Consider the following 16407-nt stretch of genomic DNA (forward strand, 5'->3'; position numbering starts at 1 on the left):
ACCGTCACGCGCAAACCCCTCGAAGAGCCGGAAGGCTGAGGGGTTTTTTTATTCCCCGAAGCAAGACCCATCTAATGAAGATCCACTAAGGAAGAGTCCGATGAGCAAAGGATCGCCGATCAGCCCCTCGCTGATGGCTGCAAAGTCCGCTGGAGCCCACAAAGCTCCGGAAAAGATCGACCGTACGGCTGAGGCCGTCGTCGTCGACGCTGCTGCACCTCTCTCTCCTGTACTTGGGCCGAACACCGTTGTACCCCCAACGGTGATGTCCGGCTCGCAAGCAATTGTCCGCTCGCTCGAAGAACTCGGCGTGGACGATATTTTCGGTTTGCCCGGTGGCGCGATCCTGCCCACCTACGACCCCTTGATGGCTTCCAGCATGAATCACATCCTGGTCCGTCACGAACAGGGAGCCGGCCACGCCGCGCAAGGCTACGCCATGGTTACCGGACGGGTTGGCGTTTGCATCGCCACCTCGGGACCCGGTGCCACCAACCTCGTTACCGCCATCATGGACGCCCACATGGACTCCGTGCCGATGGTGGCCATCACTGGACAGGTTTCCAGTGGAGTCATCGGCACCGATGCCTTCCAGGAAGCGGACATCGTGGGAATCACGATGCCCATCACCAAGCACTCGTTCCTGGTCACTGACCCCAATGACATCCCGCACGTCATGGCAGAGGCTTTCCACTTGGCGTCCACGGGCCGTCCGGGCCCCGTTTTGGTGGACATCGCCAAGGACGCCCAGGTTGGCCAGATGACCTTCTCCTGGCCGCCGAAGGTGGATCTGCCCGGATATCGTCCCGTGGTGCGGGGCCATAACAAGCAGGTCCGTGAAGCTGCCAAGCTGATCGCTGCTTCCAGCAAGCCGGTCCTCTACGTGGGCGGTGGTGTGGTCAAGGGCCACGCCTCTGCAGAGCTCATGGAGCTCGCGTTGGCTACCGGCGCGCCCGTGGTCACCACCCTCATGGCCCGTGGTGCCTTCCCGGATTCGCACCCCCAGCACGTGGGCATGCCCGGCATGCACGGTTCCGTTTCCGCCGTCACTGCCCTGCAGCAGGCCGACCTCCTGATCACCCTCGGTGCCAGGTTCGATGACCGCGTTACCGGCGTGCTGAAGACCTTTGCCCCCTTCGCCAAAGTCATCCACGCAGACATCGACCCCGCGGAAATCTCCAAGAACCGCACTGCCGATGTCCCGATCGTTGGTTCGGTCAAGGAAATCATTCCGGAACTCACCGAGGCCGTGAAGACGCAATTTGAATTGAGTGGGACCCCGGACCTGGACGCCTGGTGGGCCTTCCTGGGCAACCTTCGCGACACCTACCCCCTGGGATGGACCGAGCCCGAAGACGGCCTCACCGCTCCCCAGCGCGTGATCAAGCGCATCGGCGAGCTCACGGGTCCGGAAGGAATCTACGTAGCCGGCGTTGGCCAGCACCAGATGTGGGCTGCGCAGTTCATCAAGTACGAGCGCCCCCACGCCTGGCTGAACTCCGGTGGCGCAGGAACCATGGGATACTCGGTTCCGGCAGCCATGGGCGCCAAGGTGGGTGAACCGGACCGTGTGGTCTGGGCCATCGACGGGGACGGCTGCTTCCAGATGACCAATCAGGAACTGGCCACCTGCGCCATCAACAACATCCCTATCAAGGTCGCCATCATCAACAACTCCTCGCTGGGCATGGTCCGCCAATGGCAGACACTGTTCTACGAGGGCCGTTACTCGAACACGGATCTGAACACAGGCCACGACACCGTCCGGATTCCGGACTTCGTGAAACTGGCTGATGCCTACGGTTGCGCAGCACTGCGTTGTGAGCGCGACGAAGACATTGACGCCACCATCCAGAAGGCGCTGGAAATCAATGACCGCCCGGTGGTCATCGACTTCGTTGTGAGCCCCAATTCGATGGTGTGGCCGATGGTGCCTTCGGGCGTTAGCAATGACCAGATCCAGGTTGCCCGCAACATGACCCCGGAATGGGAAGAGGAGGACTAGGCATGAGCCGTCACACACTGTCCGTTCTGGTCGAAGACAAGCCCGGCGTGCTGACCCGCGTGGCCAGTCTCTTCGCCCGGCGCGCGTTCAACATCAATTCCCTCGCTGTGGGACCCACCGAGGTTCCAGGCATGTCCCGCATGACGGTTGTCGTCGATGCCGACGGCGACCTCATTGAGCAGGTCACCAAGCAGCTCAACAAGTTGGTCAACGTGATCAAGATTGTGGAGCTGACTTCCGAATCTTCCGTACAACGTGACCACATCCTGGTCAAGGTACGTGCGGATGCCGCGACACGTCTGCAGGTTACCCAAGCTGCAGACCTGTTCCGTGCCGCAGTCGTCGATGTGTCCACAGACTCGTTGGTGATTGAGGCAACCGGTACCCCCGAGAAGCTCGCTGCGCTGCTGTCAGTGCTCGAGCCGTTCGGCATCCGTGAAATCGTGCAGTCCGGCACCTTGGCCGTTGGACGGGGATCCCGCTCCATGAGTGACAGGGCGCTCCGTTCGGCGTGAATCGCCATTGGTTGAGCCCAGTACCGCAGCACCACTATCAATATCTAAGAAAAACCACTCAAGAGGAGTTACGCAAGTGACTGAAATGTTCTATGACGACGACGCAGACCTGTCGATCATCCAGGGCCGCAAGGTAGCAATCGTTGGCTACGGCTCGCAGGGCCACGCCCACGCACTGAACCTCCGCGATTCCGGCGTCGAGGTTGTTATCGCGCTGAAGGACGGCTCAAAGTCGGCCGCCAAGGCAGAGGACGCAGGCTTCACTGTCAAGAACGTAGCTGACGCCGCCGAATGGGCCGACGTCATCATGATCCTGGCACCGGATCAGCACCAGCGCTCGATCTACAACGACTCCATCAAAGACAAGCTGACCGAGGGCAAGGCACTTGCGTTCGCACACGGCTTCAACATCCGCTTTGGCTACATCGAAGCTCCCGCCGGCGTTGACGTCATCCTGATCGCCCCGAAGGCTCCGGGTCACACTGTGCGCCGCGAATTCGAAGCCGGCCGCGGTATCCCGGACATCATCGCTGTAGAGCAGGACGCTACCGGTTCCGCTTGGGACCTGGCGAAGTCCTACGCCAAGGCAATCGGTGGAACCCGCGCCGGCGTCATCAAGACCACCTTCACCGAAGAGACCGAAACCGACCTCTTCGGCGAGCAGTCCGTCCTTTGCGGCGGCGTTTCCCAGCTGGTCCAGTACGGCTTCGAGACCCTGACCGAAGCCGGCTACCAGCCGCAGATCGCCTACTTCGAGGTCCTCCACGAGCTCAAGCTCATTGTTGACCTCATGTGGGAAGGTGGCATCGCCAAGCAGCGCTGGAGCGTTTCCGACACCGCAGAGTACGGCGACTACGTCTCCGGCCCGCGCGTCATCACCCCCGAGGTGAAGGAAAACATGAAGGCTGTCCTCGCGGACATCCAGAGCGGTGCTTTTGCCAAGCGCTTCATCGACGATCAGGACAACGGTGGCACCGAGTTCAAGGAGCTGCGCGCCAAGGCAGAGCAGCACCCCATCGAAGAGGTTGGCCGCGAACTGCGCTCCCTGTTCTCCTGGCAGCAGCAGGACGCTGACTACGTCGAAGGTTCCGCAGCCCGCTGATCCTTCGGTGCCGGCCTAACGGCTGCGCACTACGACGCCCGTCCGGTCATTACAGCCGGGCGGGCGTCGTCGCATATCAACCGCTATTTCTCCAGCGATTTGCACAGTCTCCTCCAGCGATTTGCACAGTCGCGTGGGCTGTGAACTTCTTCACAACCGCTGCCGGTGTGGCCGTAACATCCCTCCCCGGCACAGGAATCCCCGCCCGGATTCGATATTCTGGGCTGGTCCCGGCGCCGTGCCCCGGGCCACGCATCCGCTCCTTGTCCAGTTCTGTCCAAAGTTGTCCAAAGTAAGGTGCCTCCCCGTGTCAGCCAGCAAACCCGTCGTCCTCCTCGCCGAGGAACTTTCGCCCGCCACAGTTGAGGCATTGGGCCCGGACTTTGAAATCCGACAGACCGACGGCGCCGACCGTTCCCAGCTGCTGTCCGCCATTGCCGACGTCGATGCCATCCTGGTCCGCTCGGCTACCCAAGTGGATGCCGAAGCCATTGCCGCGGCAAAGAACCTCAAGGTCATCGCCCGTGCCGGCGTGGGCTTGGACAACGTGGACATCAAGTCCGCAACCCAGGCCGGCGTCATGGTGGTGAACGCCCCGACGTCCAACATCGTCTCAGCCGCAGAACTCACGGTTGGGCACATCCTGAGCCTCGCCCGCCACATTCCGCAGGCCAGCTCTGCGTTGAAGAACGGCGAGTGGAAGCGTTCCAAGTACACCGGAATCGAACTTTTTGAGAAGAAGATCGGCATCATCGGCCTGGGGCGCATTGGTGCTTTGGTGGCTGCACGCCTCCAGGGTTTCGACACTCAGATCCTGGCGTACGACCCCTACATCACGTCCGCCCGCGCAGCGCAGCTGGGCGTCAAGCTGGTCACCCTGGATGAGCTGCTGGAAAATTCGGACTTCATCACCATTCACATGCCTAAGACGCCTGAAACCGTGGGGATGCTCGGCGCCGATGCTTTCCGCAAGATGAAGGAAACGGCATACGTGGTCAACGTGGCCCGCGGTGGCCTCGTGGACGAGGAAGCACTCCACATTGCGCTGAAGGAAGGCCAGATTGCCGGAGCCGGCGTTGACGTCTTCGTCAAGGAGCCCAGTACGGATCTGCCGTTCTTCGAGTTCGACAACGTCATTGTGACCCCCCACCTGGGTGCATCCACTGACGAAGCACAGGAGAAGGCAGGCGTGTCCGTTGCCAAGTCCGTGCGCCTCGCCCTTGCCGGGGAGCTTGTACCGGACGCCGTGAACGTTGCCGGTGGGGTCATCGCTCCGGACGTACGCCCGGGTATCCCGCTGATCGAGAAGCTGGGGCGTATCTTCACTGCGCTGACCCACGCTTCCTTGACGCAGATCGACGTGGAGGTGGCCGGTGAAATTGCCGCCCTTGATGTCAAGGTGCTCGAGCTTGCCGCGCTGAAGGGTGTTTTCGCCGATGTGGTCACCGAGCAGGTCTCCTACGTCAATGCTCCCGTGATCGCCGAACAGCGTGGGATCAACACCCGCCTCATCACCACCCCGGACGCTGAGGACTACCGTAACGTCCTGACCATCCGTGGTGCGCTCAGCGATGGTTCCCAGATCTCCGTTGCCGGAACGCTGACGGGTCCCAAACAGGTTGAAAAGCTTGTAGGAGTCAACGGCTACGACGTCGAGATTCCCATCAGCGAACACCTGGTTGTTGTGGCCTACGCCGACCGTCCGGGCGTGATTGGCACCATCGGCCACATCCTGGGCATGAACAACATCAACATCGGTGGGATGCAGGTGGCACGCCAGACCGAAGGCGGCCAGGTTCTGGCGCTCCTGACCATCGACAGTTCCGTTCCGCAGCAGGTGCTGGAAGCCATTAAGGCCGGTATCGGCGCAGAGATGGTCCGTGAAGTGGACCTGGAGGACTAGCACTGATTCTCATCAGTTAGGTTCGCGTGCCGGCGACACACCTTGGCACGCAGGAGTGGCCGGTCTGCTTACAATGGCTGGGTCCGGGATTCGGACCCGGCAGCAGGCCGGCCACAACTTTTTGCACACACAGCCCGGTATTCCTCTGTGTCTTTTGAGGAATCACGGAGAATGTGTGCGCGCCCGCAATCAAGGTCTCAGGGAGCCCAATGAACGCCGTCCAAAGGTTCATCAGAAGCCGTGTGCTGCTGCTGACCGCGGCCATTTTGATCGTCGCCATGTGCTTATCCGTCCTCGTGCAGAGCCAGTCGCAGGCCGCTCTGAACAGGACAGTGGATGAGAACTCGCGGGGACTCTACGACATCCTGGTCCAGGCCAAGCCTGATCAGTCACAAGATGGCGACGGCGGTGCATTGATCCAGCCGGAAATCGCCAACGGCCAAGGCGGCATCAGCTTTGAACAGCTTGAGAAGATCCGGACCATGGGCCAAACGGCCGTGGCTGCGCCCATCAGCCTGGTCTCGCGTGTCTCGCAGAACCTTGAGGCGCCACGCCTCAATGCCATGGACTACCTGGGGTACAACGCAGGACTCGCCGGCGCAGTAACTGCGGGGGATCCCTCCGCCATGGATTCCAGCAAGTGGCCTGCAGCGGAATCCGTGCTGTCCGATTCCCCCAAGAAGTACCGTCTGACTGCCTCTGCCACGAGCTCTGACGGCGTGAACCAGCAGACGCTGTTCAAGACCAGTGCTGAAGGTACCTTGGGCAAGGGCCGCCTGATTCAGGAGCAGGCTGCGGGCGGCACCAACGTCCGGATCGCCGGTCCTGAGGGTGAGACCGGGGTCAAGTTCCCGGCCCCCGCACTGGGCTCGGAACACAATCTCTTCAATCTCTCCGTGGCGCTTCCCCTGGCGCCTGAGGTGACAGAATCCGTCGTCGCCGTTGATCCCGCCGCTGAGCGGGCGCTGCTGGGCTCCGCAGGAGATTTCCTTGCGCCGCTGGAGAAGGCTCCTCCGGCAGACGCTCGTGACGCCGGTGCCATTGGACGCCATTTTGAAAGCCTCTTCACCACTGGCCTCAGCATGGACCAGCTGGAAGAGGGCCCGGACTTCCTGGGCGTCAAGCTCAAGTACTGGGCGCCCCTGATGACCCAATACCAGCAGGCCAAGCGTGACGGCCTGCTGACTGATGATTCCCAAGCTATTCCGCTGATTGTTCGTTCCGGCACTTCCCTTGATCTTCAGTACTCGGTGAAGATCGAGGAACTTGACGCAAGCGGCAAGGTGGTCAAGGAGGTTGGCACCGCAACGCGGTCCTTGGACAAGGACTACCTCCCGTTCGTGTCCAAATCCCCGTTCGCCCTCGAATGGCCGGGATCCACTGACCACAGCCAACTGCTGGGCAGCACGGCTTCCTTCAGCCAGGGCTTGTACAACCCGGCCACCTGGAGCACCGCATTTGCTGCGGCTCCGAAGTATCAGGACGGCGATGAAGCCGCCAACGGAGCAACGGACAAGAGCGCCACGCCGGGGGACTGGGTAACGGTCAACCGCCTGCCTGAGAAGTCCTCCTTCGGCGCAGCCGTGGACCAGACCCAACGCAAACCGGTTGACGAGCGTTCATACCGCGAAGACCTGGAAACAGGTAAGAAGCCGGCAACGCCGCTGCCCATGGTGTACGGAACCTTTGACCCTGCCGCAGTTAAGGCTGCTGCCGGCGACGTCAACAAGCTCCCGCTGGGCGGCTATGATCCCACCCCCATGACCCTGAGCAAGGACGCTGAGGGCAAAGAGGTTGAGGGCACGGAATTGAAGCCCTCCCTCAGTGCTACGGGCCTGGTCAGCCAGTCCGCCGGTGCCATCACCGACTACTACGGCCTGGCAGCAGCGCGTGGCTACGACAGCAACGCCGACGTCATTGACGCCATCCGGGTCAAGGCCTCAGCAAGCGGCAACTGGAAGACCGCACAGCCCGAGGTGGAGAAACTTGCCACCCAGATCCGTGAGCTTGGCCTTGAGGCCACCGTGGTGGCCGGTTCCGCCCGTGAAGACGCCAACATCTTCGTCCCCGGCTACAGCAAGGACGACGCCGGCAAGGAGTCACCGCTGGGCACCGTCCAGCAGTCGTGGGTGCGCCAGGACGCCGCCGATGCCGTGTCCGGTTCCCTCACCGGAACCAACGTCACCTTGCTGTTCCTCACGCTTCTTGGTGCCACGCTCCTGACGGGTGCCTCCACCGTGAGCTATATCCGTCAGCGCAGGAGTGAAGCCGGAATCCTTCGTGCCATGGGTTGGACACAGAAACGCATCCGTTCCTGGGTGTTGGAAGAGTTCGCCGTGGGCGCCGCAGCCCTCGCTGCGGCCGGTGTGATTCTGAGCTTGCTGAGCTGGAACATAGCCACCGTGATCGTCTCGGTGACCATGCTTGTCATCTATAGCGGTGCTGCATTGCTGGCCGCCCAGCAGTTGCGTCACCGCGTGGTGATTGATCAGGAACCGCAGCACGACGAGCGCCTGGTGACAGTCGACTCGCCCCTGACATTCGCCAACAGGCAACTGACCACCAACCGCTTCAACTCGATTTCCCTTGCAGTGGCAGTGGGTGTGTTCGGAGCAGCGGTGGGTGCCCTCATTGCGCTCCTGATCGACATTCCCCGGGCAGCCGGCGCCAGTGCCTTGAGCGGTCTTGCCGCGGCAAGCATCGCCTTGCCGAGCGTCATCCTCGCCGTCTTCGGTGTGGTGGTTGGCCTGCTCCTGACTTTGGTCACCGGCCGTTTCGAACTCCATGCCAAACGGGAGTACCTCGGTACTTTGCGTGCCATGGGGTGGAACCCGGACATGCTGGGCCAGGTCCGCTTCTTTGAAAACGCACTTGTGGGCACGGTGGCACTTCCCCTGGGTGTCCTCGGCGCCCTGGGGCTGGGATTGCTCCTGGCTCCCTACGCGGCTCTTTGGGCCGGGCTGGCCGGTTTGCTGGCCGTAATTTGCTGGATTCCGATTGCAACGAAAGTAGTCAAATGACTGACAACCTCAACCCCGAGCGGACGGCCACCCCGGAATCCGCGGAAGAGTCATTGCAGACCCGCGCCAATACCATCGTGAGGGCCACGGATCACGCAACACCCTTGGAACTGAGCCGGGTCACCATTCACTACGGCGGCGACAAAGGCGGGGCCGAAGAAGTCGATGTGGTGGATGACTTCAACCTCACCCTCCATTCCGGTGAGATGCACTGTATCGCTGGTCGAAGCGGCTCCGGTAAGACCAGCATCCTGACGGTAAGTGCCGGGCTGACACTCCCGACGTCGGGCAAGGTCCTCTGGGAGGGCCAGCCCCTGGACAGCATGGGCGACGACGAGATCGCGGACCGCCGCCGGGCGCTGATCGGATACGTGGACCAAGGCGGCGCCTTGATCGACGGCATGAGCGCGCTGGAAAACGTCCTGCTCCCCGCTGTGCCGGATGGCGAAGTGGAACAGCGTACCGAGATGGCCAAGGACCTCTTGGACCTGGTGGGACTCGGGCGCCGCATGCGGCACCGTCCTGCGCAGCTTTCCGGTGGTGAACGGCAGCGCGTGGCTATTGCCCGTGCCCTGATCCTGGGAACGCGCGTATTGGTAGTGGACGAGCCCACGGCCAGCCTCGACCGCGCGGCAGCCAACCGGATCATCGGCATTCTGAAGGACACCACCAGCGATGGCATTGCCGTTCTGGTTGCCTCCCACGACCACGAGCTGGTGCGGCTCAGCGATACGCTGACCGAACTTAACTAAAGCTATTTCATCCCAAATAGAGGTAACTTCTTAGAGTGACGTCTCCAGAGAAATCCCCGTTCTACATCACCACCGCAATCAGCTACCCCAATGGCGTGCCGCACATTGGCCACGCTTACGAGGTCATTGCGACTGATGCCATGGCTCGCTTCAAGCGCCTTGATGGCCATGAAGTGTTCTTCATGACAGGAACGGACGAGCACGGACTCAAGATGCAGCAGTCGGCCGAGAAGGAAGGCATCACTGCCAAGCAGCTGGCTGACCGCAACTCGGCAGCCTTCAAGCAGATGAGCCAGGACTTGGGGATCTCCCACGACCGCTTCATCCGCACCACGGACCAGGACCACTACGCCGCTTCCCAAGCCATTTGGAAGAAGATGGAAGCCAACGGCGATATCTACCTGTCCAAATACGAGGGCTGGTACTCCGTCCGCGACGAGGCATACTACGTCGAGGACGACACCGTGGTGAAGGAGGACGGGCTTCGCTATTCCAAGGAGACGGACACCCTTGTCACTTGGACTGCCGAGGAGAGCTACTTCTTCCGGCTCTCCAACTATCAGGAGAAACTCCTCGCTCTGTATGAGGAGTACCCCGAGTTCGGGGCACCCCAATCCCGCTTCAATGAGGTCATCAGCTTCGTCCGTCGTGGTCTGGAAGACCTCTCCATCAGCCGCACCACCTTCGACTGGGGCGTTCCCGTCCCGGGCGATGAGAAGCACGTCATGTACGTCTGGGTTGACGCCCTGACCAACTACCTGACCGGTGTGGGTTACCCGGACATCGAGTCGGAATCGTTCAAGAAATTCTGGCCGGCGGACGTCCACGTCATTGGCAAGGATATTTCCCGCTTCCACGCGATTTACTGGCCGGCGTTCCTGATGAGCGCCGGGCTCGAGCTGCCCAAGCGCGTCATGATCCATGGCTTCCTCACCAACAACGGCGTGAAGATGTCCAAGTCATTGGGCAACGTGGTGGCTCCGCAGGACTTCGTGGCACAGTACGGCCTGGACCAGTGCCGCTACTTCTTCCTCCGCGAAGTTCCGTTCGGTGCGGACGGCAACTACAACCACGAAGCCATCGTGGGCCGCATGAACTCGGATCTTGCCAACAACTTCGGTAACCTTGCCCAGCGTTCGCTGTCCATGGTGGCGAAGAACTGCGAGGGCAAGGTTCCCGTGCCCGGCGCATTCACGGCAGAGGATGACGCTTTGCTGGCACAGGCCGGTGCGCTGCTGGAAACTGCCCGCGCAGCGTTCGACAAGCAAGAATTCAGCCGGGCCTTGGAAGCCATCTGGACTGTCCTCGGCGACACCAACGCGTATTTCGCCGAACAAGCTCCGTGGGTACTGCGCAAGACGGACATCGACCGCATGAACACGGTCCTTTACGTCACCCTGGAGGTTGTCCGGATCGTGGCGCTCCTCGCACAGCCGGTCATGCCGTCGTCGTCGGCCAAGTTCCTTGAGGTTCTCGGCCAGCCGGAGGGTGAGGCCCGCCAGTTCGCCGCAATCGCAACGCCTTTGGTAGCAGGGACAGCACTGCCGGCGCCTGCGCCGGTCTTCCCGCGGTACGAAGAACCCGCCGAGGCATAACCCTCGCTCACATCACAGCCGTAAACAAGAAACGCTCTCTCACTTCCTTCCGGTCTATCCGGGGAGGTGAGAGAGCGTTTCTGTTTAAGGGTGATTAGCTGATAGAGCGTCGGGGGCTTAGGCGGTAGCGAGCCCCTCGACGGGCGACAATCGTGCCGCCCGCCGGGCAGGAATCATCGATGCCAGGAGCCCGGCCACCACCGCGACGCCGAAGACTGCCGCCAACTGCAGCCACGGCACAGCCGGAACAACAGTGGCCACGCCGCCCAGGGTTGCCTGCGCTCCAAGCCATCCGTAAACGATGCCCATGCCGGCTCCCATGATCGCTGCCACGCCTGCGACAAGCACAGCCTCGATGGCCAGCATCCCGCGGAGTTGGCCTTTGGTCAGGCCAAGCGCCCGGAGGAGCGAGTTTTCCCGTGTCCGTTCAAAGACGGAAAGGGACAGGGTATTGGCCACACCGATCAGGGCAATAACCACGGCCACACCGAGCAGCCCCGTAACCACCAGCAGCAGGACGTCGATGATGCTGTTGAAGGTCACCCGCTCTATCGCAGCTCCGCTGACGGTGCGTTCCTGCACTCCCAACGCTGCGGCAACTTCTTTCTGGATGGCCTGAACCCGGTCTGCTGACACGGAGTCGTCCAATTTCACCCACACCATGGCAGGTGTTCCCGGCAGTGGGGCTGAGGAGATACTGGTGCTTTCCACGAAGCCCGGGACGTGGCGGGTCCGCAGAACCTTAGCGTCGAGCGATACGTTGCCGGACGCCGTCTTGATGGTGGCAGGGCCCTCAGGGGAGTCTTCAGGCAGGTAGACCGTTCCCGGAGCGGGCTTGAGGTGGTTGTCGCGGAGGACCGAGCCGGCATCTGTGGCGCTGAGGCTGTAAATCGTGCTGCCGCCATCGGGCGTGGTGGCATCAGTCAGCGTTCCCACCGGTTGGAGCAGCACCGCAGCGCTCACGCCGTCGAGGGCTTTGATTCGGCTGACACCATCGCCGGGGTCGCGTCCACCGTCCACGGCGGTCTGCGCGGAAAGGTCCACCGGATAGTTTTCGGCCAGGGTGTCGTTGAACGCCTGCCGGGAGGTGGCCGCGCCTGTCATCATCAAGGACACCAAGGTGACACCGATCAGCAGCGCAGCAGCGGTTGCCGAAGTGCGGGCGGGGTTGCGGGTGGCGTTGACAGCGGCGAGCTTGCCCGGAACACCGGCCGGAGCGGCCAAGCGCCCGGCCAGCGACACAACGGTGGGGATGAACAGAGTTGAGCAGAGCAGGATGCCAACGAACGAGGCCGCACCGCCCAGCAGTGCAAGGGGAAGCGACACCTTCATGCTGCCGTACACCAGCAGCGCAGAACCACCCGCCAGTGCGATGAGGCCCAGTACTAAGCGGAATCTGCCGCGACGGTTCCGCACGGATGCGTCATCGGCAGGCCGCAAGGCGGCAAGGGGTGCGACGGCGGTCGCGGCCTTGGCGGGCACCAGCGCCGCCACAACGGTCAGCAAGGTTCCGGCCACCAGGCCGGCAATGATGGCCGACGGCGGCACCGCCAACGTCGCGAAGGCTTGCTCGGGTTGGGATTTGGCCCAGGCAATCAGCCCGGTCATCAGGCCGGTGGCTGCAAGGACGCCCAGTACCGAGGAAACGAATCCCACCACGAGTGCCTCGAGCATGACAGATCCCCGGATCTGCGACCGCCCGGCACCCAGGCAGCGCAGGAGCGCCAGTTCCCTGGTCCGCTGCGCCACCAGGACTGAGAAGGTGTTGGCCACCACCAGGGTGGAGACCAGAATCGCGACGCCGGCGAAGGCAAGCAGGACAACCGTCAGCTGGTCCTGACCGGCGCTCAGCATGGCCACGGTGGAGGTGACCTTTTCTTGCGCAGTTTCCACCACGGGGTCAACCGCGCCCGCGGATTCCATGCGGTGCGCGATGTACTCCTTGGCCGCAGACACGTCTTCTCCGGGCTTCAGCGCGAATTGGAGGCCAGCGAAGCCGGCCCCCGCATCCTGGACCGCGTTCAGCACTGACTCGGAAGCAATCAACTGGGCAGCCGACGACGAGAAGGGATCGTTGGTGGACTGGATCAGGCCCGTAATGGTCACCTTGGCATTCTTGACCGGCCCGGCACCGTGCAACTCCAGAGTGCTGCCGACGGAGAGACCCAAGTGCGCGGCAGTTTTCACATCGACTGCTGCGTCCAAGGCGCGTGAAGGCATGGATCCCGAGGAGAGGACGGCACCTTCCAAGGAAGTGGGCGCCACATTGCGGAGACGGCCATACTGCTCTCCACCGCCGGCCTCGAACGTCACATACGTGGATCGTTCCGCATAGCTGTCTTCCACTGCAGGGGACGAAGCTGCAGCATCCACTGCAGCTTGGGTAAAAGCTTCACCGTTCTTGGACGTGGCAACGAGGTCGGCGTTCCGGTACGCCTCTCCGATGCTCGCACCCAGCGATGCGTTGGTGCTCGCGCCCACCATGAGCGTGGAAGAGAGGAACATGACAGACAGCATCACGGCCAGGCCGATGGCAACGAACCGCCGGAAATGCGTCGTCAATTGGGAAAGGGCAACACGCAACATGCCTCAGGCCCCCAGTTTGCCGAGGGCGGTCAGGACAGAGTCGGCGGTGGGGTTGTGGATCTCGCCCACCAGTCCGCCGTCGCTCATCAACACCACGCGGTCCGCATAGCTGGCAGCGACGGGATCGTGCGTCACCATGATGATGGTTTGGCCCATCTCCTGGCTGCTCCTGCGCAGGAGGGCCAGGACTTCTCCGCCGGCCTTCGAATCCAGGTTGCCGGTAGGTTCATCTCCGAACACGACGTCCGGCCGGGTCAGCAACGCCCGGGCAACAGCCACACGCTGCTGCTGGCCCCCGGAGAGCTCATGCGGGCGGTGCTTCAGGCGGTCCTTCAGCCCCAGGGTGCTGACCACGGTGTCCAGCCATCCGGCGTCGGCGGTGGTTCCAGCCAAGGCAAGCGGAAGCGTGATGTTCTGCTCGGCAGTCAAGGTCGGCACCAGGTTGAAGGCCTGGAAGACGAACCCGATCCGCTCCCGCCGGAGCGCCGTGAGTTGGCGGTCGTTGAGCCCCGTGAGTTCCGTGCCGCCCAAGACGATACGTCCTGAGTCGGCACTGTCCAGGCCGGCAAGGCAATGCATGAGCGTTGATTTGCCGGAACCGGAGGGTCCCATGATGGCAGTGAACTTTCCGGCGTCGAAGCTCACGGACACCTTGTTCAGGGCAGTGACGCTGGTATCGGCCCGCCCGTAGCTTTTGGTCAGCTCATGAGCCTCGACGGCCGGACGGGCAGTGGTGCCATTCGATCCTGCGGGCCGGCCGGATCCTGACGGGTGGGGGAGGGACGTGAAAGTTGTCATGTTTCCACGCTATGTTTCAGCCTTGCCCGGCGGGATCGGGCTGCGGGCCCATTGTCAGGAAGCCCTGCTCATACCGTGGTCTGAGTTTGGAGGCCGGCCGGTATGAGCAGCCTAGGTCCCGGGGGACACAATCCCAGTCTCATACGCGATCACCACTACCTGCACCCGGTCCCGTGCGCCGAGCTTCGCCAGGATATGGCCCACGTGGGTCTTCACCGTTGCCTCGGAAAGGAACAGCCCCGCCGCGATCTCGGGATTCGACTGGCCCTGCGCGATCAGCTGGAATACCTCGCGCTCGCGGGCCGTGAGGCGTTCCACTGCCGCGGCGTGCTCACTTTGCTCGGGAGTCTGTGTTCTGAGAAGCGGCGCCACGTGGTCCAGCAGGCGGCGCGTGGTGGACGGCGCGATCACGGCGTCCCCCCGGTAAACGGTGCGGATGGCCTCAAGGAGTTCCTCGGGTGGTGCATCCTTCAGGAGGAACCCGCTGGCACCTGCCTGGATTGCGGCAAGGGCGTACTCATCGAGGTCGAAGGTGGTCAGCACCACAATCTTGATCTCGGCCCGCTGGGAACCCGAGGGCTGGGCAGATGCTTGCTCCAGAATCCGCCGGGTTGCTTCGATGCCGTCCATCCCGGGCATGCGGACATCCATCAGGACCACATCGGCTGCGGTGGCGCTGAGTGCTTGGACAGCCTCAATTCCGTTGCCGGCCTCGGCAACCACTTCAAGGTCCGGCTGTGAATTGATCAACATGCCAAAACCCGAACGGACCAAGTGCTGGTCATCAACCAGGGCCACCCGGATGGGTGCAGGAACGTCAGACATGGGTTTAGGCCTCCGAGTAGGGGATGAAAGCGGACACACGGAAACCGCCGCCCTGTTCAGGGCCTGCGGCCAAGGAACCATCGTAGAGGGAGACGCGCTCACCCATTCCCCTCAGGCCGTTGCCGCCTCCTGCCGACGGCGGATCAGCGGCGGCGCCCCGGCCGTCGTCGACGATGTCCAGTTGCAGGCCGCGGGCCTGCCAGGTCAGCGTCACACTGGCCACAGCTTTAGGGCCAGCGTGTTTCATGACGTTGGTGAGGGCTTCCTGAATGATGCGGTAGGCCGTTAGTTCGGCGCCGGCGGGAAGCGCCCGGCGGGCTGCTCCGATCTGGTCGAAGGTGACCTGGAGCGTGGCCGCGCGGAAGCCCAGCAGGAGTTCGTCCAGGTCCGACAACCGCGGTTGCGGGCGGGTAGGGGACTCGTCGTCGGAGCGGAGGACGCCAAGCAGCCGCCGCATTTCACCCAGCGAGTCCCTGCCCGTGGCCGCGATGGTGGCCAGCGCTTCGGTGGCGAGCTCCGGTTTTGCCGCGGCCGCGTAGCGTGCGCCGTCCGCCTGGGTGATGATGACGGACAGCGAGTGGGCAACGATGTCGTGCATTTCCCGCGCGATGTGCGAGCGTTCGTCGGCCGCGGCCAGCTGGCGCTCCTGCTGCTGCTCCACCTCGAGCCTTCGGGTCCGGTCCTCCAGTGCCTGAAGTTGGAGCCGGCGCACCCTGGTGAGGTCGCCCAAGGTCCAGCTCACCAGCACCAGCATCCAAATCAACACCGTGTAGAGGGCCCCGATAGTGAGCCCCATAATGCCCGACTCGGCAGTGCTGGAGTACTCACGCGTCGTCAGCATAATGCCGCCCAGCATTCCGGCCACCAGGACTGTGCGGCTTGCCCACGCCGGGCCGTAAGCCGCGGTTGCGTAGATGACCAGGGGGACTGCGATCTGGCCGGCTACGGGCTCGGAACCCACCGCCCATTGGATCAGGCACACCAGGATCACGACGCCGGCCGCAACGGCCGGGCGCGTGCGTCGCCACGCCAGCGGAAGCAGCAGGCTGCAGGAAAGGACAAAAAGCCAAGGCCGTGAGGCCAGGAGATAGACCGGACCAAAAAGGAGTATCAGCAAGGACGTCGCCGTCATATCCACTTTGAAGCGGTTGATCCGGAACCATTCATATACTGCGTGCCTTCTGTCCACGCTACGACTCTATGCTCTTGGTCCGGAGGCGGGCATCATGCCGTGGTCTGAATCGGCACAACGTTGAGTGTTCGCAGAATGAGACGATTTTGACCAGCATGTGGATTGCTTGGCTAG

Annotated in this window: 11 protein-coding genes; 7 read left to right on the forward strand and 4 right to left on the reverse strand. The window is 62.6% G+C overall.

Annotated elements, in window-relative coordinates:
- Positions 1-100: 100 nt before the first annotated feature.
- The 7 genes from ACIQH5_RS09350 to metG all read left to right on the forward strand — a co-directional run bounded on the left by ACIQH5_RS09350 (position 101) and on the right by metG (position 10892).
- Positions 101-2005, forward strand: a complete 1905-nt coding sequence (locus ACIQH5_RS09350; RefSeq protein ID WP_062068894.1) for an acetolactate synthase large subunit — start codon at positions 101-103, stop codon at positions 2003-2005.
- 2 nt (positions 2006-2007) lie between these two features.
- Complete coding sequence (gene ilvN / locus ACIQH5_RS09355; protein WP_011775174.1) at positions 2008-2520, forward strand: acetolactate synthase small subunit; 513 nt, start codon at positions 2008-2010, stop codon at positions 2518-2520.
- Between the two features lie 76 nt (positions 2521-2596).
- Positions 2597-3622 (forward strand): ketol-acid reductoisomerase, encoded by a 1026-nt coding sequence (gene ilvC, locus ACIQH5_RS09360; RefSeq protein ID WP_024817201.1) that lies wholly within the window; start codon positions 2597-2599, stop codon positions 3620-3622.
- 307 nt (positions 3623-3929) lie between these two features.
- The gene (serA, locus tag ACIQH5_RS09365) at positions 3930-5525 is read left to right on the forward strand and encodes a phosphoglycerate dehydrogenase (protein WP_400402347.1); all 1596 of its coding nucleotides are present in this window, start codon (positions 3930-3932) and stop codon (positions 5523-5525) included.
- Positions 5526-5734: 209 nt separating this feature from the next.
- On the forward strand, positions 5735-8545 hold the full coding sequence (locus ACIQH5_RS09370) for an FtsX-like permease family protein (RefSeq protein WP_400402350.1): 2811 nt from the start codon (positions 5735-5737) through the stop codon (positions 8543-8545).
- Positions 8542-9297 (forward strand): ABC transporter ATP-binding protein, encoded by a 756-nt coding sequence (locus ACIQH5_RS09375; protein WP_400402352.1) that lies wholly within the window; start codon positions 8542-8544, stop codon positions 9295-9297. Before ACIQH5_RS09370 ends, ACIQH5_RS09375 begins: the two co-directional genes overlap by 4 nt.
- Positions 9298-9332: 35 nt before the next feature.
- A complete protein-coding gene (gene metG, locus ACIQH5_RS09380) occupies positions 9333-10892 on the forward strand; it encodes a methionine--tRNA ligase (RefSeq protein WP_400402354.1) in 1560 nt (519 codons plus the stop codon).
- Between the two features lie 117 nt (positions 10893-11009).
- Here the strand turns inward: metG and ACIQH5_RS09385 are convergent, their stop codons facing one another.
- The 4 genes from ACIQH5_RS09385 to ACIQH5_RS09400 form a co-directional block, all read right to left on the reverse strand.
- Complete coding sequence (locus tag ACIQH5_RS09385) at positions 11010-13478, reverse strand: ABC transporter permease (RefSeq protein ID WP_400402357.1); 2469 nt, start codon at positions 13476-13478, stop codon at positions 11010-11012.
- 3 nt (positions 13479-13481) lie between these two features.
- A complete protein-coding gene (locus ACIQH5_RS09390) occupies positions 13482-14276 on the reverse strand; it encodes an ABC transporter ATP-binding protein (protein ID WP_400402360.1) in 795 nt (264 codons plus the stop codon).
- 111 nt (positions 14277-14387) lie between these two features.
- Positions 14388-15101 (reverse strand): response regulator, encoded by a 714-nt coding sequence (locus tag ACIQH5_RS09395; RefSeq protein WP_400402362.1) that lies wholly within the window; start codon positions 15099-15101, stop codon positions 14388-14390.
- A gap of 4 nt (positions 15102-15105) precedes the next feature.
- Entirely contained in the window at positions 15106-16290 is a 1185-nt protein-coding gene (locus ACIQH5_RS09400) for a sensor histidine kinase (RefSeq protein WP_400402364.1), read from the reverse strand.
- Between the last annotated feature and the right edge of the window lie 117 nt (positions 16291-16407).

Origin of the sequence: Paenarthrobacter sp. NPDC091711 (assembly GCF_044756605.1) — a bacterium.
Taxonomy (GTDB): Bacteria; Actinomycetota; Actinomycetes; order Actinomycetales; family Micrococcaceae; genus Arthrobacter.